This window comes from Enterococcus sp. GPZ-007, assembly GCF_059374735.1.
This window is the reverse complement of sequence record NZ_JCAFYN010000001.1, coordinates 224,025-244,738: the sequence shown is the minus strand read 5'-3', so window position 1 is coordinate 244,738 and position 20,714 is coordinate 224,025. Positions and strand designations below refer to the sequence as shown.

Below are 20,714 nucleotides of genomic sequence, written 5' to 3'. Positions count from 1 at the left end.
TTGAACATCGGGCTTATTTTTCTGAAAAGAATGAATACATTAAATTGAAAAAGGAGAAAGCCAATGCAAGAGAAAATCAGAGTATTGATCGTTGATGATGATCAGGAGCTTTGTTCGATTATTGAGCGTTATTTGAAGAATGCAGGCTATGAGGCGCAGTTCGCTCATACGGGAGCTAGTGGATTGAAGCAGGCGCTAGCGGATGATTATCATTTGATTGTCTTGGATATCATGCTGCCGCAAATTGATGGATTGAGTATTTTAACGGAGATTCGCAAGCAGAGTGTGGTGCCGGTATTGATGCTGACGGCTAAGAATGAAGAGGCGGACAAGATTCGTGGGCTGCAACTGGGGGCGGATGACTATTTGACCAAGCCTTTTAGTATGGCGGAGTTGATGGCACGAATCGACTCGTTGGTTCGTCGTTACACGAGGTTTAATCGATCTACGAGTGCAGATGAGGTACTAAAGTTAAACAGTCTATCACTTGATGTGCAGACGCGAGCTGTTTTATTGAATGGCGAGTTGCTGGAACTGACGGGAAAAGAGTTTGATCTTTTGTATTTTCTGGCTGCTCATAAGGGTCAGATTTTTACCAAGCTGCAAATCTATCAGCAGGTTTGGGGCGAGGAATATGCCTTTGATGATAACAACATCATGTCCTTCATCAGCAAGCTGCGGAAGAAGATCGAGCCGGATGCTGCTAAGCCGTTTTTCATTCAAACGGTTCGCGGGGTCGGCTATCGCTTTAATCAGGAGGGATAAGGATGCTGGTTATGAGTATTATTTGTGCGTTATTGGCTATCGTTTGTCTATATTTGATTGCGCGACTTCAAAAAAATAAGCAGCAGATCAATCAAGCGATGGCTGTTTTGGCTGATATTAGCGAGGGAAATCTTGATCGAAAAATGGTTGTGGACGAAAGCTCTGACATCGCGGAGCTGTGTTTCCGCATGAACACGATCGTTGCTGAAATCAAGCTGCAGCTGAGCGGTCTACAGGTCTCAGAGAGTGAATATCGTAAGCTGATCACCAGTTTGTCCCATGATGTTCGAACGCCTTTAGCCTCCTTAATTGGTTATTTGGAGGCAGTCAATGATGGGCTAGTTTCAGAAGAAGAAAAGTCCTACTATTTACGCTCTTCTCAAGCCAAGGCCTTTGAGTTGGAGAAGTATATTGATACGCTTTTTGAATGGGTTAAACTTGAATCTGGGGAACGGCGTTATCATTTTGAAACGGTCGATATTTGCGAGCTGCTGCGGGAAATTGTCAGTGAGTGGATTCCCCGAATGGAGCCGCAATTTACCTACGACATTCAAATTCCGGAAAAAGAGCTTGAGTACACCATCGACATTGCGGCATTTCGTCGGATCGTCGACAACTTGCTGGAAAACAGCTTGAAACACAGTCAGGGGAATAAAATCAGTATTAAGTTATCGGAAAAGAACCAGCAATTACAGCTTGAAATCGCCGATAACGGCAAAGGCATCTCGGAACAGAATATGCCACGGATTTTTGATCGTCTTTATAAGGGCGACGAAGCAAGAGGTTCAAAAGGGAATGGCTTGGGCTTAGCGATCGTCAAAGAATTAGTTGCAGCCCATCACGGAAAAATCAGTGCCAGCAGCCGATTAGGCGAAGGAACAAAATTTCTCTTAACATTGCTAGAATAAACCAGAGAAAAACAAGGATTCGGCAAGGTTAGGGCAAGGTAGCGTTGTTAAGCTAGAAGTATAGAAAGGATGGTCGCTATGGAAAAAGATAGTATCAAAACCGCGGCCTTGTCGAAACAATACAACGATCAAGCAGTGGTCAAGAATGTTTCAATGACTGTTCCCAAAGGCAAAATCTATGGTCTGCTGGGACGTAATGGCGCGGGAAAAACAACGATCATGAAAATACTACTAGGTTTAGCAACGGCTAGCTCTGGCGAATTCCAGTTATTTGGTCAATCGCCGAAGAAACACCCTGAAGTCTATTCACGGATCGGAAACATTATCGAAACACCCAGTTTTTATCCTTATTTATCAGGACCAGATAATTTAAAGGTATTCTCCAAACTAAAAGGGCAGACGCAAAGAAACAGTGTGGACAAGGCATTGAAGCTGGTTGATCTGAATCATGTCGAACACAAACGCTTTGCGAATTATTCATTGGGGATGAAGCAGCGTTTAGGGATCGCCAATGCACTGATGAATGATCCAGAGTTATTGATCTTGGATGAACCGACGAACGGATTAGATCCAATTGGGATCGCTGAGATTCGCCAGCTGTTGAAGGAGTTGGCGGAGGTTCATGGGAAAACGATCCTGATCTCCAGCCATCAGCTTTCGGAGATCGAGCAAATCGCGGATATCATTGGTATTTTGCATAATGGCGAGCTGCTAGAAGAATGTGATATGAGTCAGATAGCCCAGCACAATCAGCGTCACATCAGTATTACCGTTTCAGATGTGCATCAAGCTACCCGCTTATTGGAGGAAAATCTGCATATGTCCAATTATCAGGTGGAGGAAGGTAATACGATCAAGCTTTTTGATTTTACGTTTGAGCCGCAGGAGATCAATCACTTGTTTGGGAAGAATGGGATTGAAGTCTCCAGCTTGTTTATTGGCTCCAGCAATTTGGAAGAACATTTCCGGACAATTACGGGAGGTGTTGGCATTGCTTAATGTAATTTCTGCTGAGTGGATGAAATTGAAACGCAATCGGATTTTTGCAGTATGTACGTTGCTGACTTTTCTTGCCTCGGCATTTATGGTTTTTAAGGACTTAGTGATTGCAGAGAATCCGTCAGAAAACTATCAGATATGGTTGATGAGTGTTTATGTGGTTGTCGGTTCGCTTTTATCAATCATGAGCGGATTTATCATCACATTCTTGCTACAGCGGGAATATGAAGACCGCACAATCAATAATGTATTGACCGCACCTACCTCAAGATGGCGATTTATTTTAGGAAAAGTCGCCATCTGGTTTATCTGGTACATCGGAACACTAGTTGGTGTGATCATTGTTTACACGATTGGCGGCTGGCTGATCTATCCTGATACTTTTGGTTTAACAGGAACCAGAAGTTTAATCGTCACTCTTCTCAAATATTGTTTGTTAGGTTTTATCGCAGCAATGCCATTGTTAACCGTGAGTGTTCTGCAGCGAAAATTATTCTATCCAACGATTATGCTGGCTTTAGCTTTTACGGGGATCGAAATGTTTGCGATGAATATGCCTTTTAAGCTTGCGCGAATCGTTCCATGGTCCGCAGTCGTGGTTCAGAGTTTAGTTGAATTGCCGTTGGCCGATGATGTATTGACGTTAGGAATCATATTTTTGACCGGAATAATTGGTCTTGTCACGGCTTATTTATTGCTAAAAACACAAGATTTGTAAAATAAAGCTTCAAGTGTATACATCTCGCTCCTGAAAACGATATACTTGTAGAAAAAAATGGAAAAGAATTATTTTATTCTGCGTTTAAAGGAGGAACAATGGAAAATTCAGTGATGCAGCAGCGCATCGAAACGTTTAAAGCGTTCGGTGAAACGTTAAAGGGTGCGAAAGTTTATTTTCGCGAAGATTGGGAAGTGCTCTACTTTGAACTACAAGGCAAAATGTTTGGAATGATGAGTGATCAGGCTAGCGAGGATGCGATCATTACGCTGAAAAATTTGCCGGAAAAGAATGAAGAACTGCGTGAAATCTATTCTGGAACGGTGATTCCAGGGTATTACACGAACAAAAATCATTGGAACTCAATCAAGTTAGCCAGTGAAGAATTGAGTGATGAGGCTATCGAGCAACTGATTGGAGTATCCTATCAATTGGTGTATCAAAAGCTGACGAAGAAACAAAAAGCCGAAATTGAAGCCTAAAAAATGGCGCTGCTCATCAAGCAGTGCCATTTTCATTTTTTTTCTCCGACCAATGCAACGCAAGGTAATAACCGGTAATACCCATACCAATTAAGAAGCAAGCGGCATCGAAGCTATTGACATCTGGTTTAAAGAGCGCGTAGATGATCACGACAATCAGCCAATTCGCAACTCCCCATAACACATTTGTGGAGGCAGAGGCTGGTTTTTTCCAGGGGACATCCCATCTTTCAGCGGTAATTCCTTTAATAAAATGAGGAACCCCATTGGCAAACACCATGCCCAGAACTATACAAATAATCGAATCCATCGTAATCTTCTCCTTCTAACGTGTTCAACCTGTAGTATACCTCTTTCGTCATTTTTTTTCCGCTTATTTTTGAAATTAATTTTAGCGGGCTGAGCAGAGGATTGAACAGTTCCCAGATTTTGATGTTAAGGTAGAAATGGAGAGTCGCTTATGTGACTTATGCAGTACTTAATTAAGGGAGGAAATGAGTGATGAAAGCACCATTGATTACGATGAATGACGGCCATCAGATACCAGCCGTTGGACTAGGTACTTACCAGATACGCGGTGGAGAAGGGCTTGATCAAGTGTTGACGGCAATCCAAGACGGCTACCGTCTGCTAGACACCTCCACCAACTATGACAGTGAAGGAATTGTCGGAGAAGCGATTCGCCGTTCGGGGATTCCGCGCTCGGAATTTTTTGTGACAACGAAGTTACCCGGCAAATATCATCATTATGAGGATGCCCTGATGATGATCCAAGAATCGTTGTTCCGCATGGGCTTAGATTATTTTGATTTGTACTTGATTCATTGGCCTTTACCAAAACGCGGCCTATACGTGGAAGCCTGGAAAGCGATGATAACAGCGCAAAAATTAGGATTGATTCGCTCAATTGGCGTCTCGAACTTTGAGTCTGAACACTTAGATAAAATCATTGATGAAACCGGTGTAACTCCAGCGATCAATCAAATCGAGATCCATCCTTACTGGGTTCAAGAGCGAATGGTGGCGGCTGATAAAGAACGCGGGATCGTAACAGAAGCGTGGAGCCCGTTAGGTCGCGGTAGCGATGCACTAAAGGAGTCCACCCTTACTGAGTTGGCTGAAAAATATGGTAAAAATCCGGCGCAAATCATTTTACGCTGGCATGTGCAGCGCGGGATCATTCCGATTCCTAAATCCCGGAATTTGAAGCACCAACGAGAAAACTTGGCGATTTTTGATTTCGAATTGACCCAAACAGAAGTCGAACGAATCAACCTGCTGGAAAAAGCTGATGGTCGAATCGAAGGTCAAGATCCCAATGAATACGAGGAGTTTGAATAGAACCAATTCCCAGCCCGAGCTTACCATTAATCAAGAAGTAACTATTTCACCAACAATTCTCTGCTTAATTAAACTTTCTTTTATAAACAATTAAGTTTTTCGTTCAAAAACGTTTTCAACTGTGGCATACTGAAAAGGAATAGGATGCTACAAGGAGGGCGCAATGAAAAAAGTAGTGGCACTGGTTGGTGTACTGGCGGCGGCGTTTCTATTTTTTTGGTTCAACCAAAAGGGTGAGGTAGAAGAGAAGGCTGTGACACCGGACTTTTCGCAGCCGGAACAAGTCGAACGCAGCGAAGATTTCTTTACCAATCGTGATTTGAATGAGCTGGAAATGGTGGTCTATCCGCGTCACAAAGAGCTGATGGATGATCTGACTGGCGAGGGAAAACTAGTTAGAAAAACGACGCAGAAGGAGTTTGTCGGAGCAAAAGCTAACGGCGAAGGCCTTTCTTGGACCGCTTATTTCGAAAAATAAACGAAGCCGTGGTCGAAGTCCAACTTCAAATTAAAAAAGACCTTAGATGCCAAAATCGTCATAAGTTTTGGTATCCGAGGTCTTTCTTTGTGCTTTTCCCAGATGATTTAGTAAAAAAATGGGGAAAAGTAAATACACAGAAAAGAAGTTGCTTTTAAAAAGAGCGATGCTTCCATGGATTACTATCCTTTTGGCACTCTTCGAAACTCGAGCGTCTACAGATTCACTTGACTAAATTTGCGAGCCGAGATTCTATAGGTCGCCCACATCGCAACGATATAGATTAGAATGCCCACAATCAAGATCGGGAGCTGTTTCATTTGGCCTGCGAACGTGACTGAATCCAGCCAAGTCAGAGCTGGAAAATGGACAGCTACTTCTACAATCATTGCTACTAAAGTCGCAGGGATCAGACCTTTGAGAAAAGAACCTCCAACCTTATAAACCGTTTTAAAATAAGAAGTAAGAAAGATGAAATTGAAACAGGCAAAAATCATCAAACCAAAACCATAAAAGGCGACATTTGCTTCAATTCCGACAGGATTTGGCAATGAGAACAGGCGCAGCCGTAAAAAAGCAAAGGGAATCGAGATCAGGATCGTCACCATTTGCGACACTAGTAAAACGAGCCACTTACCTAACACAACCTCTGATCGTTTCAGGGGCAGCAGGGTAGAGTAATAGGTGTCGTTATTTTCCCGAGTGTACAGCAGATTAACAAAGTTGCCGATCAAACTAAAGATAAAGACCATCGTATAAGGATATCCTGGAATTAATAGTAGCGGTCCCATCAGGGTAAAGACAATCAAGTTAGGGTGTACAGCTAGACGAATCTCTTTATATAGTAAATTAGAAATCATAATGTTTGCCCTCCATTCGTACCATAATATCCTCTAAACTTAGTGCTGATGTTTCATCTGGTTGCTTCAGCTTTTGGAAATAATCGATAAATTCTTTTTTAGGGGCTGCTTTGACTAATTCGCCTTCCTTGATATAAATGATCGCGTCGGCGCATTTTTCTAAATCTGAGGTAATGTGCGTAGAGAAGAGAATGCTTTTATCGCCGTTTTTAACGATTTGTTGGAAAATCTCGATCAGCTCATCCCGTGATACTGGATCAAGTCCACTCGTCGGTTCATCAAAAATAAATAATTTGGCTTGATGGGAAAGGGCTAAGGCAATCAAATACTTAACCTTCATCCCAGCAGATAGCTCTTTGATTTTCTTATTTGGCTCTAGGGAGAAGAGCTTCAAATATTTTTGATAGGCACCCTCATCCCAATCATGGTAAAAGCGTTTGGTGACTTTGGTAATGTCTTTGATCTTCTTCTCTTTATAGAAATCGATGCCGCCTAAAACGACCCCAGTTTTTTGTTTGCAGTCCAGCTCATTTTCCAGAAAAATCGTTTCGAACATCATGACTGATCCATGATCAACGGGAATCAAGTTCAGCAAGGCTTTCAAAATTGTCGTTTTACCAGCGCCATTAACACCGATCAGGCCGATGATCTGACCTTCTGGTACGTGAAAGCTGACATTTTTCAATGAGAATGTTGGATAATTTTTAGTAAGCTCGGTTACTTCCAGCAGATTCATCATGATTCCTCCTTTGGCTCAAAAATGTTTTCCATCATATTTCCGGTCATTCGCATAAAGGTTTCGCTGTCTATCAAGGCGATGCCGGGGGTTGATGGGTTCGTATCACCGAGCACCACCAAGGTATCTCCTGTTTCGATCTTGAAAAGATCTCGGGCTTTTTTTGGCAGGACGATCTGTCCGCGAGTCCCTACTGGTACAATTCCAAAGATATGTTTGCCAGCAGGCCCAATCGGGATACCTTCGACTTCTTCATTGTGGCGAATCAAGTCGGTCAACGTAACGTCATAGAGATTGGCTAAAGCATCGCATTTCATGACATCTGGCAAAGAATCCCCATTCTCCCATTTTGCAACAGCCTGACGTGACACTTCCAAACGTTCAGCCACGTATTCCAAAGACCAATTATTTCTATTTCTTAATGATCGCAGGTTCGTTGCGATCGGACTATTCTGATTATTCATACTTTTCATCCTCCTTAATTACACTTTAGCTTACTTAAATGGAAAATAGAACCAACTATACGTTACAAAAATGGTTAGCTTTGGTTCCGTTCGCAAAAATTAAGGTCCTTTAATTTATGAAAGCGAAAATGTTGTGTTCTCAGAAAACAGAGGCATAATGATGGAAAAGAGTTTCAGGAAGGGATATTCGCATGAAGGATCAAGGAAATCGTCATGAGGCGGAGAAGCGTTTTGTTAGTGATTACTTTTTTGAAAAGGGACATTGGTGGAATAAGTTTTATATTGGTCTATTGACGATTGTCGGCTGGATTGCCGTGTTTATCCCGATCTATTGGACGGTTTCATCGACACTTTTAAAGAATGATTCGCAGTTTTATCATGTTTGGAGCGACCGTACCAGTGAAGCGGCCTATTATCACACAGGGTTTCAGTTTCTTGTTTCGTTGGGAATTATTGCAGTCCTGACACTCCGTTGTGCCGATGAACAAGACGATTCTAGGTTTCGGTACAGGGACTTGGGTCAGTCCAACACGAGTATCGATCAGTAAGCAGTAATAAAGAAAATAAGAAACGCTCGTTAAGAGTTCGTGGGTCTCAGCGAACTTTTAACGGGCGTTTTATTATTTTTATAAGCTGATTAAAAGACATAAATAAATTAGAGAAGTATAATATAACGGCTGTGATGATAAAAACTATTAACTTATTATTACAAATAATATCGAAAGGGATGTTGAAATGAATAAGAGGAACAGGATCATGTTGGTTTGCTTGGCAACGCTTTCCGGATTTACTTTGCCTGTTGTCAGTCAAGCAGTTGACGTAACTCAAAGCACTGTCCAACTTACAGAAAGTTCGGATATGGAAACTGCTGAGAGCGCCACTGTATCGAGTTCGGTAGCTCCCGAAGTACGGCAATCATCCACAATTCAAAATACAGAACCCTCTACTCAACCACAAACGGCAATAGTAAATGGAGAAGTAGTCGAATTAGAGCCGCCAGTCAAAGAAGGTCAGGCGGAAGCTAATGCGACTCAAGCACCGAAGGAAGAATTGATGCAAGGAAATGCTCGTGCCTTTCGTGCGGCTGTCGCATCTGTTCCGATGTATCGCCTATATAACCCGAATAGTGGAGAGCATTTTTATACTAAAACGACTAGTGAACGGGATCATTTGCGTTCGGTCGGATGGCGTTATGAGGGAATCGGTTGGCAAGCGCCTACCAGCGGTAATCCAGTTTATCGTTTATATAACCCGAATGCCGGTGATCATCACTACACGTTAAATGCGGGTGAACGCGACCATCTGAAAAAAGTTGGCTGGCGTGATGAAGGAATCTCTTGGTATTCAACAAACTCAGGGACACCGTTGTATCGTCTATATAACCCTAATGCCAAAGCAGGTTCACATCATTACACACCAATTACCTCTGAACGTGATCATCTGAAAAAGGTTGGGTGGCGTGATGAAGGGATTGCTTGGTATGCAGTGGGCAGCGGCGAACAAAGTCATGAAGATTACCGATTATTGGGCGTAAAAAACTATAATCAATATGCACTTGGCGCGCCAAGCGGCTGTGAGGGGGCATCATTGCTTCAAGCGCTGCAATACAAAGGCAAGCTAGGTGGCTGGAGTCTACGCTCATTCTTAAATACAATTCCAAAATCACCGAATGGCAACCCAAACAATGGCTTCGTCGGTTCCCCCTTCGTTGAAAATGCTTATACTTACTCAGCGATTTACCCAGCACCTTTGACTTCATGGGGACAAAAGTATGGGAATGTCCAGAATATATCCGGTAGTTCAATGAATACGCTAATCAACGAAGTCAAAAACGGAAACCCAGTCGTTGCTTGGGTGACCATCAATTTCCAACCGATTCGCTGGGGGAACTGGAGCTTTGGCGTGGCTGCCAACAATAACCATGCGGTTACTTTAGACGGATTCAATAAGGCCGGAAACCAGGTTCATGTTTCTGATCCTATCAGCGGCTCGTATTGGTTAAGTCGCACGACATTTGAAAATATTTACAACGCCAGAAAATATGCGGTGGTTGTTCGATAAAAATAAGCAAAAAAAGCGGCGGCTGCCGCTTTTTTTATTAGCCTCCCATCAGGAAGTCTAAGATATTCCAACCATCTGATGTTTCGCTACGGTAAAGCTCCGTAAACCCACATTGTTTACAACTGATTGTAACAAATTTTTTATTTTGAACATCGAAAATCTTCGAAAAGTTTCCGCCAGTTGCTTGGAACTGGTCAGAGGTATAGTGCTGACACCCGCACTTATCACAAACATATTGCTTCCTTTCCATCTCTTTCACACTCCTTTTATGTATTAAATTATAGCAAATCTATCGCCGGCTTCATCCGTCTTTAGGAGTATCTATCAAGAAAATTTTTGACAAGCGCCAATTATTCTGGTTAAATAAGAACGTACGTTCGTATAGGAAGGATGGTTTCGATGGAGCTGGAAAGAAAAATAGAAATTTTAGCAGAATCTGCGAAATATGATGTCTCTTGCTCCAGCAGCGGTGTTGAAAACAATACACGATCGGGAACAGTTGGTAGTACGGCGGTTTCAGGAATCTGCCATTCTTTCACACCAGATGGACGGTGCGTGTCCTTGTTAAAGCTATTATTTACCAATGCATGTATCTTTGATTGTCACTACTGCCTTAATCGCAAATCAAATGCGATTCCCCGAGCGACTTTCACGCCGCAGGAAGTGGCAAATTTAACCATGGATTTCTATATGCGTAATTATATCGAAGGTCTATTCTTGAGCTCGGCAATTATTAAAAGTGCGGACTACACGTGCGAGCTCTTGATCAAGACCTTGAAAATTTTGCGCGAGGAAAAAGGCTTTCGCGGCTATATCCACGTCAAGGCGATTCCCGGTGCGGATGAAAAATTGATCGAGGAATTGGGATTTCTGGCGGATCGAATGAGTGTCAATGTCGAGCTGCCTTCCCGCGAAAGTCTGAAACTGCTGGCTCCGGATAAAGATCCGTTTGACTTATACAAACCCATGAAGCAAATCACGACGGTAAAAAAAGAACAGGAATTTTTACCAGCAGTTCGGCGCGGACCAAGTTTCGTGCCAGCTGGGCAGTCAACCCAGATGATTATCGGAGCCAGTCCTGAGAGTGATCGTTCGATCGTCAAGATTTCGGAGAATCTATATCAGAAGTATCAGTTGAAGCGGGTGTACTATTCAGCCTATATCCCCGTCAATCAGGATAATCTGCTGCCAGCGGTAACGACTGAACCGCCGCTATTGCGGGAGCATCGCTTGTATCAGGCGGATTGGCTGCTGCGCTTTTACAAATTCACTGCTGATGAGATCTTGTCGGAGGACAAACCGAATTTTAATCTTTATCTCGATCCAAAAGCCAATTGGGCAGTTCAAAATTATCAACGCTTCCCCGTCGATGTGCAGACTGCGCCCTATGATCAATTGCTGCGAGTACCTGGAATCGGTCCAAAAAGCGCGCAGAATATCGTCAAAGCGCGCAAGTATTATCGGTTGCATTTAACGGATTTAAAAAAACTAGGCATCGTAATCAAGCGGGCTCAGTATTTTATTGCCTGCAATCATGAAACACCAGCAGGGCTGATCAAGGACCCCGAATGGGTGATCACATCATTGATTTCTTCAAAACAATATCAGGTGTTGAAAAAGCACAATACCCAATCAACGAGTGAACAGCTGTCTTTATTTGATGTGGAACGTTTCGAACATGCGAAAAGTAGGTGAGGCAAATGCGGGAATCAACAGAGCATTGGGAGTATGATGGCAGTTTTCTCGGCTTCATGACGATTGTTGATCGCAGTTTTCGTGAAAAGGTATTTCCCACCCTGATTTTATCCCCAGAAACAGCAGTAGAAAGTTTATTTTTAGCAGAGTGGGTGGCAACTGATCCCATGCGGGGAGAAAAAATTTATCATCGCTTGCGCCAACGGTTGAGGCCGGAAAATTTTCTGTTTATTCAAAATGGCTTTTACTCAACTCTTGAAGGCAAAGAACGATATTTGCTGGATGCCATCGAGATCGCGTTGCAGACCAAGGATTTACTGGAGAATCATTTGGGACATCCTTCGATCTTAGCATTGCGGAAAAGTATTCGAACCATGCTAGGAGAGAATCATTTGCTAACGGGCTTTGTCCGGTTTGAATATGTTGGCGATGTATTATTTAGTAAAATCAATCCGAAGCATTATGTGATGCCGTATCTATGCCCGCACTTTGCAGAGCGTTATCCACAGGAGAAAATCATGATCTATGATGAGACCCATGAGTTATTAGGAATTATAGATCATGGAGCGATTCATCTGATGGAAAATACCAGCTGTCCCGACTTTGCCGAGGCAAGTAATGAACAGGACATTCGTCAACAGTGGAAAACCTTCTTGCGGGCAGTGACCATCGATGAGCGGGCGAACTACGTTGCGCAACGAAACCATCTGCCGCTACGTTTTCGCGGCAATATGACGGAATTCAAAGCCTAGATAGGGTCTGGTCTATTCTTAGAAAAATAGTTATCAACAGTGGAAAACTTTTTTTAAATTGATTCAGATGTCTAGAACGGTTTTCCACATAGTCATTGAGGATTGATCTCCAGAAGAGCTTTGCTTTTATGATTTTTCTTTTCTGCTTTATAATAGGAACCATTAGGAAGCGAGTGAATCACATGGAAGAAAGAAAAACGCAGAGCTCGATGGCGGTCTTGGCGGCATTGCTAGCGAATGTGCTAGTAGCTGTCAGTAAGTTTATCGGTTACATGCTTAGCGGCAGTGCCGCCATGATGAATGAAAGTATCCACAGTGTGGTGGATTGCAGCAATCAAATCTTGTTATTATTTGGCGATCGCCGAGCGGCTCGCGGACAAAGCGAATTGCATCAATTCGGTGAAGGCCGGGCAAAATATTTTTTCAGTACGATCGTTGCCACGATGCTGTTTTTTGGTGGTGGCGCGTTAGGAATTTGGGAGGCGGTGGAAAAGCTTTTCCATCCCAGCCATGAAGTGGCGAATCCTTTGATCGTATTGGGTATTTTGGTTTTCGGTATTTTGGTCGAAGGCAGTTCGCTGCGGGTAGCGATCAAGGAAATTCATGAACTGAATACAGAGAAGCTGCCATTATTTAAATTTTTACACGAAAGCCGCCACAGTGAAATTCTGATCATTTTTACAGAAGATTTCTGTGCAGTGATTGGTTTAGTCTTGGCGATCATCGGAACATTGCTGACGATGCTGACTGGAAACCCGATGTTTGATGCTTTGAGTGGATTATTGATCGGGATGATGCTGTTGTTTGCGTCGATCTTTTTAGCCCGGGAATTTTACAGCCTGATCATCGGGGAAAGTGTGTCCAAGAATGACCTGATAAAAATCCAAGATGCCTTCAAGCGGGAAGAAGTCAAAAAAGTGATCGACATCAAGACAGTCCATTTAGGTCCGACTGAAGTAATGATCGCTGCGAAAATCGATATCGCGGATTCTTATGAAGGCGTCAGTTATGACGTGGTGAACCAGATCGAGCGGGTAATCCGCAAAGCGTTGCCTGATAAAAAAGCCTATATTTATATCGAAACCGATGAGTTCGACCCAGACTATGATCGGAAACGCCAAACCCAATCGGACACATAAATCATTGTGCCGGTTTCTTTGCCAATGAACTTTGAGCAGTTTTTCAAAGGTCATTGGCAAGTTTTATAGGTTTGCCTATTTTTTCATGCTAGGTTTTCAGTTGAATGATATGCAGGGCAAAGATCGGCTTCATTAAATTGAGCTGGCTGCCATTAATCTACTTAAAGGGGGTATCAAAAAATGTCATCACTACGATTCTTTTTCTCCTATTCAAGAGAGTTTCTCCGTCACTGGGGCAGCTACATTCTCTTGATCGTTGGAACGAATATCGTGCTAGAAATGCTGGTGATCCCCTGCGTTCAGTTTTTAGTGGCCTTTATTCTAAAACGAGGGGGAATCCCTTACGTTTCTAACACCAACATCTTGACCATCTTAACGAAACATCCCGCTGTCTTGATCGCTTTGTTATTACTCTTGGCGCTAGTCTTAGCCCTAGTATTTCTGCAATTTACCTTTCAATTATTTGCCATTAAAAGTATTCAAACCAAGGAAGAACGTACTCTGTGGGAGCTGTTTAAGCAATCTCTTTACCACATGCGGCATTTGCGTCCAGAAACATTCTTTTTCTTCCTATTTTACTTTGTGCTGATTTTGCCCTTTGCCAATGCCATTTTCCGAACACCATTATTGAATAAAGTGACGATTCCGGTTTTCATTCTGGAATATTTAAGTGAAAATGGATTGTTTCTTCTATTATTAGTCGTTGCCTCGATTGCAGTGTCGTATATCGGAATTCGTCTGCTATTTGTGTTGCCACTGATGATTTTCGCAGACGAATCGCCAAAACAGGCGATAGCCAAAAGCCTTGAGCTGACCCATCATCGTTATTGGCATTATGCGTGGCGGATCTTTGTTTTGACGGTTATTTTGACTCTAGTTTCCTATGTTGGTTATGGTGTGAGCTATGGGGCGCAACTAGTCTTTGATTTATTGCCGAAACCATTTCCTGCGATCGGCGCCATGGTCAACCTATCGAGTATCCAATTGTTCAGTCAATTGATGCTGGCATGGGCGACGGTTTTGTACTTCAGTATCTTGGTTCAAAAATTTTATCCGTTGATGATTAGCGGCGAACGTCCTTTGCGTCTGGTTCGACCAAGCTTTTGGACGCGGATTGCAGCCGCAGTGTTTTTTATCTTTCTTGGGGGAACGACTCTGATCAGCAATGTGCTTTATTTAGCAGGTCTGGAAGATTCAATTCCGTTAACTATTTCTCATCGCGGAGTGGACAATGGTAACGGGGTGCAAAATACGATTTCGGCGATGGCTGCGACGATCAAAGAAAAACCGGATTATATCGAGATGGATATCCAAGAAACCAAAGACGGTCAATTTGTGGTTTTTCACGATAAAAATTTCAGAAAACTAACAGGTCGAGATAAAACCACCCATGAGCTGACTTTGGCTGAAGCCCAAGAGTTGCAGGCAGTCGAGAATGGCCATGTGGCGCCGATTGCCAGTTTTGATGATTACTTAGCTTTTGCCAATGAGCATCAGCAAAAATTACTGATTGAAATTAAAACGACTTCAGCCGATTCTAAGGAAATGATCGATCGATTTATCGAAAAATATCAGCAAACGATTTTGACTCATCACCATCGAATCCATTCCCTGGACTATGACGTAGTGACTGAGCTAAAGGAAAAGGCACCAAAGTTGTATGTCAGTTATGTCTTGCCTTATAATTTAGTATTCCCGCAAACACCGGCGAACGCGTATACGATGGAGGAAACGACCTTGACCAGCGATTTTGTTCGGCGGGCTCATCTTGAAGACAAGGACGTTTACGCCTGGACTGTCAACGATGCTGATTCGATGGATCGGATGGTCTCGTTGAATGTTAACGGGATCGTAACGGATGATCTTAAAACACTGCAGGAACAGATCAAAACATATGAAGAAAATCCTTCTTATGCGAAGCGAATCGATATGTATATCAATCGTCTACCAGCACTGGACGAGCGAATCAGCGAGAATTGATTTAGAGCGAAAAAAATTCATTAAATTTCCATAGAGTTTTCGCAAAAGATTTTCGAACAGATGCCCGCTCTATGGTAGAATAGCAATATATTTCACAAAGGCTGTCAGCTCTTTTGCAAGTTGTATGAGAAGAGTGACGGAGTGGAAAGTATCTGATTTTTAGAAAAAAAGGGGTTTATAATGAGAAAACGTGGTTTTGAAGTGACTGAAGCTTATCAGGATAAGAACATCAATTTACCGAAACGGGCAACGAAAAACGCGGCGGGGTATGATTTTGAAGCGGCCGAAGATATCGTGATCCCAGCGGTGTGGAAGCAAGTCATTCAGCATTTCACTAAAAATTCAGAGGTATCTGAAAAGATCGTGAAGCCAGTCTTGGTTCCTACTGGAATTAAGTCTTACATGGGGCACGATGAATATTTACAATTAGCGAATCGTTCAAGCAATCCGTTAAAACGTTTTTTGACGTTAAGCAACGGTGTTGGCGTGATCGACAGCGACTACTATAATAACCCAGATAATGAAGGGCATATTATGTTTCAATTTTCCAACTTTGGTTTAACCGATGTGCATATCAAAAAAGGCGAACGGATCGGACAAGGGATTTTCTTGCCGTTTCTTAAAGCTGACAATGATGAAGAAGGTGCTGAACGTACTGGTGGATTCGGTTCTTCAGACAAAAAATAAAATTTTAAATCAACGAGTGAGGCGAAGGCTTTGGCGAAAAAATCCAAGACACAATTTATCTGCCAAGAATGCGGCTATGTTTCGCCGAAATATTTAGGAAGATGTCCTAACTGCGGCAATTGGAATACAATGGTGGAAGAGGTTGAGCAAAATCATCCCGAAGATCGCCGGAATCGGGTCAGTCTTACCGGTGAACGGGCGGTCCCCACTAAGCTGAAGGATGTCGTCTTTAAAAAGGAAACACGGATCCAAACGGAGTTAGCCGAGCTGAACCGTGTGCTGGGCGGCGGTGTGGTGCCAGGTTCTCTGGTATTGATTGGCGGAGATCCCGGAATTGGGAAATCTACCTTGCTGTTGCAAGTATCGCACCAATTGGCGGCTACTGGCGGGAATGTTCTGTATGTTTCCGGTGAAGAAAGTGCCCAGCAAATCAAATTGCGGGCGGAGCGTTTAGGCTCCAGTAAAACGGATTTTTATCTATATGCGGAGACAGACATGGGAGAAATCAGCCGGACGATTGAAAATCTTAAGCCAGATTATGTGATCATCGACTCGATCCAAACCATGACACAGCCGGATATTACCAGCGTAGCAGGTTCTGTCAGCCAGGTTCGTGAAACAACAGCGGAACTATTGAAGCTGGCGAAAACCAATGGCATCGCGATTTTCATCGTTGGTCACGTGACTAAAGAAGGAAATATTGCAGGTCCTCGGATGCTGGAGCATATGGTGGATACCGTATTGTACTTTGAAGGCGAGCAGCATCACAGCTTCCGTATTTTGCGAGCGGTAAAAAACCGTTTCGGCTCCACTAATGAGATCGGGATCTTCGAAATGCGAGAACAAGGCTTAGTCGAAGTTGCCAATCCTTCTCAGGTTTTCTTGGAGGAACGGCTGGAGGGTGCGACTGGATCGGCGATCGTGGTAGCGATGGAAGGCAGCCGACCAATTTTGGTGGAAGTTCAGGCGCTAGTAACACCGACCGTTTTCGGCAACGCAAAGCGAACGACAACGGGACTAGATTTCAATCGTGTCTCATTGATCATGGCTGTTCTGGAAAAACGAGCTGGTTTGCTGCTGCAGAATCAAGATGCCTACTTGAAAGCCGCAGGCGGCGTGAAATTAAATGAACCCGCCATTGACTTGGCTGTGGCTGTAGCGATTGCTTCCAGCTATAAAGAAAACGGCACGGAAGCGACCGAATGCTTTATTGGTGAAATCGGTTTGACCGGTGAGATTCGCCGGGTCAATAGTATCGAACAGCGCATCAAAGAAGCCAGCAAGCTTGGCTTTAAAAAAATCTATCTGCCTAAGAACAACATGGGCGAGTGGAACCCGCCGAAAGGAATCGAATTGATTCCGGTGGCGACATTAGGAGAAACACTAAGAAAAGTATTTCGTTAATAAGCGGCAGTGCCAGAAGCATTTCTGGCACAGCCTTTATTCAAAGGTTTTTACCTTAAAAAAATAAATGAAAGAACTTAGGAGGGATGGCATGCAAAAACGTGTGTTAACAGTCATCGTTCTGATTGTTGGGATCAGTTTAGGAATCACTTTCTTACCAGCAGCGTGGACGGCAATTGGCAGTGCGAACAACTTGTGGTTGAATAATTCACTTACGAATGGCCTGATTGGTGCAATTATTTTTTATATTATTTCTTTGGTTATCGTAGAACCAATCACAGTTGGTGTGAAAAAAATAGAGAAACAATTAAATGAATTAAGCTTGACTTATATCTTATTTGGAGTGGTGGGTGCAATCTTAGGGTTGACCCTAGGGTTGATCGGAACGACACCTCTGTATCAAATCCCGATTCCATTCATCAACAGCGCATTACCGATTTTAATCATGCTGCTGTTAGGTTATTTAGGTTTTCGGATGGGAACGACGCGGATCGACGAGTTGAAGAAATTCTTCGGAGGACGTAACAAGAAGGCCGAAACGAATGAAGGCGAAGTATTAGAGCGTAAAGCGGACGATCACTTCCATAAATACAAAATCTTGGATACCAGCGTCATCATTGACGGACGTATCTACGATATTGCTAAGACCGGCTTTTTAGAAGGCGTCTTAATGATTCCAAATTTTGTCTTGTATGAGCTGCAATACATCGCCGATTCTGGTGATAGTTTGAAACGCGTACGAGGCCGCCGTGGGTTGGACATCTTGAATTCTTTACAAAAAGAAGAAGGAATCGCCGTGGAAATGTATGATGGCGATTTTGAAGATATCAGCGAAGTCGACAGTAAATTAATCAAGCTGGCTAAATTATTAGACGGCGTGATCGTGACAAATGACTACAACTTGAATAAGGTTTCAGAGTTCCAAAACGTCGCAGTCTTGAACATCAATGCCTTAGCCAATGCGGTGAAACCAGTCGTGATTCCAGGTGAAAATATGAATGTTTTAGTCGTGAAAGCCGGAACAGAACGTCAGCAGGGGGTTGCTTATCTGGACGATGGCACCATGGTGGTCGTTGAGGACGGTCAGCATTATATGAACGAACACATCGAAGTAGTTGTAACGAGTGCCTTGCAAACGGCGGCGGGTCGCATGATATTTGCTAAACCTGCTCATTCAAGCCGCAACATCAAGGATGATTCACCCGAGAAAAAATTAGACTACAGCAACGGCAAAGCGGGAAAATAACACTGCAGCTTTACTAAACAGTGGATTGATTGTACAATTTAGGTTGAGTAGCAAATGGTTTTTTAATTTGCTAAATAAGCGGGAAAGAGGAACTAATATATGTCGAAAATTCGTGTGCGCTATGCACCAAGTCCAACTGGACACTTACACATCGGAAACGCCCGAACTGCTTTGTTCAATTATCTATTTGCTCGCCACCATGATGGAGACTTCATCATCCGGATCGAGGACACTGATTTAAAAAGAAACATCGAAGGCGGCGAAAAAAGCCAGTTAGAAAATTTAGCTTGGCTAGGCATTGACTGGGATGAATCACCAGAAAATCCTGGGAAATACGGTCCTTACCGTCAATCAGAACGACGCGATGTTTATCAACCGTTGATCGATCAATTGTTGATGAGCAACTTAGCGTATAAATGCTACTGTACTTCTGAAGAATTAGAAGCTGAACGGGAAGCACAACGTGCTCGCGGCGAGATGCCTCATTACGGCGGCAAGTGCGCGAATTTGACTCCAGAAGAGCAGGCGGAAAAAGAAGCACAAGGGTTAGAGCCGGTTATTCGCTTCCGCGTTCCTCGTAATACTAGCTTTGCTTTTGATGACATGGTCAAAGGTGAAATCAGCTTTGAATCGGACAATGTCGGCGGTGATTTTATCATTCAAAAACGTGATGGTATGCCGACTTATAACTTTGCCGTAGCGGTGGATGACCATCTGATGAAGATTACGCACGTATTGCGGGGCGATGATCATATCGCGAATACGCCAAAACAGTTGATGATTTATGATGCTTTTGGTTGGCCGCGTCCAACGTTTGGCCATATGACCTTGATTATTAACACTGAGACTGGGAAAAAATTAAGTAAACGTGATGAAAGTATTCTGCAATTCATCGAACAATATCGCGAACTAGGGTATTTACCTGAAGCGATGTTTAACTTTATCGCCTTGCTTGGCTGGTCTCCAGTCGGCGAAGACGAGATCTTCCCGCAAGATGAATTGATCAAGATATTCGATACAAACCGTTTGAGCAAATCACCAGCAGCGTTTGATCCGAAAAAACTAGAATGGGTCAATAATCACTATATCAAAGCGATGGATTTGGATAAATTAACAGACTTGTGCTTGCCTTATTTAATCAAGGCTGGTAAAGTCGAAGAAAATCCAACACCTGAACGTAAAGCTTGGGTAAAACGGGTGGTCAGCCTGTACCAACCGCAAATGAGCTATGCAGCGGAAATTACTGAAGTATCCAGCTTATTCTTCCAAGATCAGCTTGAGTTAGACGACGCAGCGAAGGAAGTTTTAGCGGGTGAAGGTGTTTCAACAGTATTGAATGCCTTCAAAGCACAGCTAGAAGCAATGGAAACAGTTGATGCGGCCGGTGTTTTAGCGGCGATCAAGGCGGTTCAAAAGGAAACAGGTATTAAAGGAAAGAACCTTTGGATGCCGATCCGTGTAGCGGTAAGCGGTGTGGTTCATGGACCAGAATTACCAGAAACAGTTGAAATCTTAGGCAAGGAAAAAGCCTTAGCACATTTAGCTCAAGTAATGTAAACACATAGAAGAGAAGAAGTAGTAGCTGGCGATTTTTCAGAGAGACTGCGGGTGGTGGAAGCAGTCAAATCAATACCTACGAAATGCATCTCCGAGTGGTCTTGGCGATACGTAGCCAAGAACGGTTCACAGACGTTACCTGTTTTGAGGCAGATATTCTGCAAACAAAAGTGGGACCACGTTCAAGCGTCTTTTGAGGAAACTCAAAAGACGCTTTTTTTGTCAGTTTTTCTTCACGCTTTAGCGTGATTAGAAAAATGATATGCGCAGCGAAAATAAAGTCATTTTTTGTTTTTTGAAAAATGACATCATCAATATGAGTTAGCTGTCAGTTACACTTTTTACTTCGGTAAGTTAACGGAATCGTACATGCACGAAAAATAAATTCCTTAAACAAGAGATAACTTAAAAACAGAAAATGAAAATTTTTCATTAGAACTAG

The 20,714-nt window shown here is 43.1% G+C and carries 22 protein-coding genes and 1 other annotated feature; of the genes, 17 read left to right on the top strand and 5 right to left on the bottom strand.

The genetic code is table 11. The features are described from left to right. Positions 1-63 precede the first annotated feature (63 nt). From AC4J95_RS01160 to AC4J95_RS01140, 5 genes are all read left to right on the top strand, one after another. Complete coding sequence (locus AC4J95_RS01160) at positions 64-765, top strand: response regulator transcription factor (RefSeq protein WP_494548263.1); 702 nt, start codon at positions 64-66, stop codon at positions 763-765. Positions 766-767: 2 nt separating this feature from the next. Beyond that, complete coding sequence (locus AC4J95_RS01155; protein WP_494548262.1) at positions 768-1,673, top strand: sensor histidine kinase; 906 nt, start codon at positions 768-770, stop codon at positions 1,671-1,673. Positions 1,674-1,751: 78 nt separating this feature from the next. Continuing rightward, positions 1,752-2,672 carry an ABC transporter ATP-binding protein gene (locus AC4J95_RS01150; protein WP_494548261.1) on the top strand — a complete coding sequence of 307 codons (921 nt, stop codon included), beginning with the start codon at positions 1,752-1,754 and terminating at the stop codon, positions 2,670-2,672. Further along, a complete protein-coding gene (locus tag AC4J95_RS01145) occupies positions 2,665-3,390 on the top strand; it encodes an ABC transporter permease (RefSeq protein WP_494548260.1) in 726 nt (241 codons plus the stop codon). The genes AC4J95_RS01150 and AC4J95_RS01145 overlap by 8 nt, the downstream gene beginning before the upstream one ends. Before the next feature lie 98 nt (positions 3,391-3,488). Continuing rightward, positions 3,489-3,872, top strand: coding sequence for an MmcQ/YjbR family DNA-binding protein (locus AC4J95_RS01140; protein WP_494548259.1), 384 nt, complete (start codon positions 3,489-3,491; stop codon positions 3,870-3,872). Positions 3,873-3,888: 16 nt separating this feature from the next. Here the strand turns inward: AC4J95_RS01140 and AC4J95_RS01135 are convergent, their stop codons facing one another. Next, positions 3,889-4,182 (bottom strand): hypothetical protein, encoded by a 294-nt coding sequence (locus AC4J95_RS01135; RefSeq protein WP_494548258.1) that lies wholly within the window; start codon positions 4,180-4,182, stop codon positions 3,889-3,891. 191 nt (positions 4,183-4,373) lie between these two features. Between AC4J95_RS01135 and AC4J95_RS01130 the strand changes: the two genes are divergently transcribed. After that, on the top strand, positions 4,374-5,213 hold the full coding sequence (locus AC4J95_RS01130) for an aldo/keto reductase (RefSeq protein WP_494548351.1): 840 nt from the start codon (positions 4,374-4,376) through the stop codon (positions 5,211-5,213). A 163-nt stretch (positions 5,214-5,376) separates the two neighbouring features. After that, positions 5,377-5,691 carry a hypothetical protein gene (locus tag AC4J95_RS01125; RefSeq protein WP_316405755.1) on the top strand — a complete coding sequence of 105 codons (315 nt, stop codon included), beginning with the start codon at positions 5,377-5,379 and terminating at the stop codon, positions 5,689-5,691. Positions 5,692-5,906: 215 nt separating this feature from the next. Here the strand turns inward: AC4J95_RS01125 and AC4J95_RS01120 are convergent, their stop codons facing one another. From AC4J95_RS01120 to AC4J95_RS01110, 3 genes are read right to left on the bottom strand one after another with little or no spacing between them, the layout of a single operon-like run. After that, the gene (locus tag AC4J95_RS01120) at positions 5,907-6,551 is read right to left on the bottom strand and encodes an ABC-2 transporter permease (RefSeq protein WP_494548257.1); all 645 of its coding nucleotides are present in this window, start codon (positions 6,549-6,551) and stop codon (positions 5,907-5,909) included. Beyond that, positions 6,541-7,290, bottom strand: a complete 750-nt coding sequence (locus AC4J95_RS01115; RefSeq protein ID WP_494548256.1) for an ABC transporter ATP-binding protein — start codon at positions 7,288-7,290, stop codon at positions 6,541-6,543. The genes AC4J95_RS01120 and AC4J95_RS01115 overlap by 11 nt, the downstream gene beginning before the upstream one ends. Then, positions 7,287-7,751 carry a helix-turn-helix domain-containing protein gene (locus tag AC4J95_RS01110; RefSeq protein ID WP_494548255.1) on the bottom strand — a complete coding sequence of 155 codons (465 nt, stop codon included), beginning with the start codon at positions 7,749-7,751 and terminating at the stop codon, positions 7,287-7,289. The genes AC4J95_RS01115 and AC4J95_RS01110 overlap by 4 nt, the downstream gene beginning before the upstream one ends. A 191-nt stretch (positions 7,752-7,942) precedes the next feature. Here AC4J95_RS01110 and AC4J95_RS01105 point away from each other — a divergent pair, with 191 nt between their 5' ends. Beyond that, positions 7,943-8,299 carry a hypothetical protein gene (locus tag AC4J95_RS01105; RefSeq protein ID WP_494548254.1) on the top strand — a complete coding sequence of 119 codons (357 nt, stop codon included), beginning with the start codon at positions 7,943-7,945 and terminating at the stop codon, positions 8,297-8,299. A gap of 208 nt (positions 8,300-8,507) precedes the next feature. Continuing rightward, entirely contained in the window at positions 8,508-9,812 is a 1,305-nt protein-coding gene (locus AC4J95_RS01100) for a C39 family peptidase (RefSeq protein WP_494548253.1), read from the top strand. Positions 9,813-9,849: 37 nt separating this feature from the next. Here the strand turns inward: AC4J95_RS01100 and AC4J95_RS01095 are convergent, their stop codons facing one another. Continuing rightward, positions 9,850-10,062 (bottom strand): zinc ribbon domain-containing protein, encoded by a 213-nt coding sequence (locus tag AC4J95_RS01095; protein ID WP_316405762.1) that lies wholly within the window; start codon positions 10,060-10,062, stop codon positions 9,850-9,852. Between the two features lie 149 nt (positions 10,063-10,211). Here AC4J95_RS01095 and AC4J95_RS01090 point away from each other — a divergent pair, with 149 nt between their 5' ends. The 8 genes from AC4J95_RS01090 to gltX all read left to right on the top strand — a co-directional run bounded on the left by AC4J95_RS01090 (position 10,212) and on the right by gltX (position 20,272). After that, positions 10,212-11,507, top strand: coding sequence for a putative DNA modification/repair radical SAM protein (locus AC4J95_RS01090; protein WP_316405763.1), 1,296 nt, complete (start codon positions 10,212-10,214; stop codon positions 11,505-11,507). Between the two features lie 5 nt (positions 11,508-11,512). Then, positions 11,513-12,259, top strand: a complete 747-nt coding sequence (locus AC4J95_RS01085) for a TIGR03915 family putative DNA repair protein (RefSeq protein ID WP_494548252.1) — start codon at positions 11,513-11,515, stop codon at positions 12,257-12,259. 182 nt (positions 12,260-12,441) lie between these two features. Next, positions 12,442-13,398: a cation diffusion facilitator family transporter gene (locus tag AC4J95_RS01080; RefSeq protein ID WP_494548251.1), complete on the top strand. Its 957-nt coding sequence runs from the start codon at positions 12,442-12,444 to the stop codon at positions 13,396-13,398. 180 nt (positions 13,399-13,578) lie between these two features. Next, complete coding sequence (locus AC4J95_RS01075; RefSeq protein WP_494548250.1) at positions 13,579-15,378, top strand: glycerophosphoryl diester phosphodiesterase membrane domain-containing protein; 1,800 nt, start codon at positions 13,579-13,581, stop codon at positions 15,376-15,378. Between the two features lie 180 nt (positions 15,379-15,558). Continuing rightward, positions 15,559-16,065, top strand: coding sequence for a dCTP deaminase/dUTPase family protein (locus tag AC4J95_RS01070; protein WP_494548249.1), 507 nt, complete (start codon positions 15,559-15,561; stop codon positions 16,063-16,065). 30 nt (positions 16,066-16,095) lie between these two features. Further along, positions 16,096-17,469 (top strand): DNA repair protein RadA, encoded by a 1,374-nt coding sequence (gene radA / locus AC4J95_RS01065; RefSeq protein ID WP_316405500.1) that lies wholly within the window; start codon positions 16,096-16,098, stop codon positions 17,467-17,469. A gap of 91 nt (positions 17,470-17,560) precedes the next feature. Continuing rightward, a complete protein-coding gene (locus AC4J95_RS01060) occupies positions 17,561-18,715 on the top strand; it encodes a PIN/TRAM domain-containing protein (RefSeq protein WP_316405499.1) in 1,155 nt (384 codons plus the stop codon). Positions 18,716-18,814: 99 nt separating this feature from the next. Then, a complete protein-coding gene (gene gltX, locus AC4J95_RS01055; protein ID WP_316405498.1) occupies positions 18,815-20,272 on the top strand; it encodes a glutamate--tRNA ligase in 1,458 nt (485 codons plus the stop codon). Then, positions 20,269-20,469: a binding site (T-box leader), on the top strand. Its footprint overlaps the gene before it by 4 nt. Positions 20,470-20,714 lie beyond the last annotated feature (245 nt).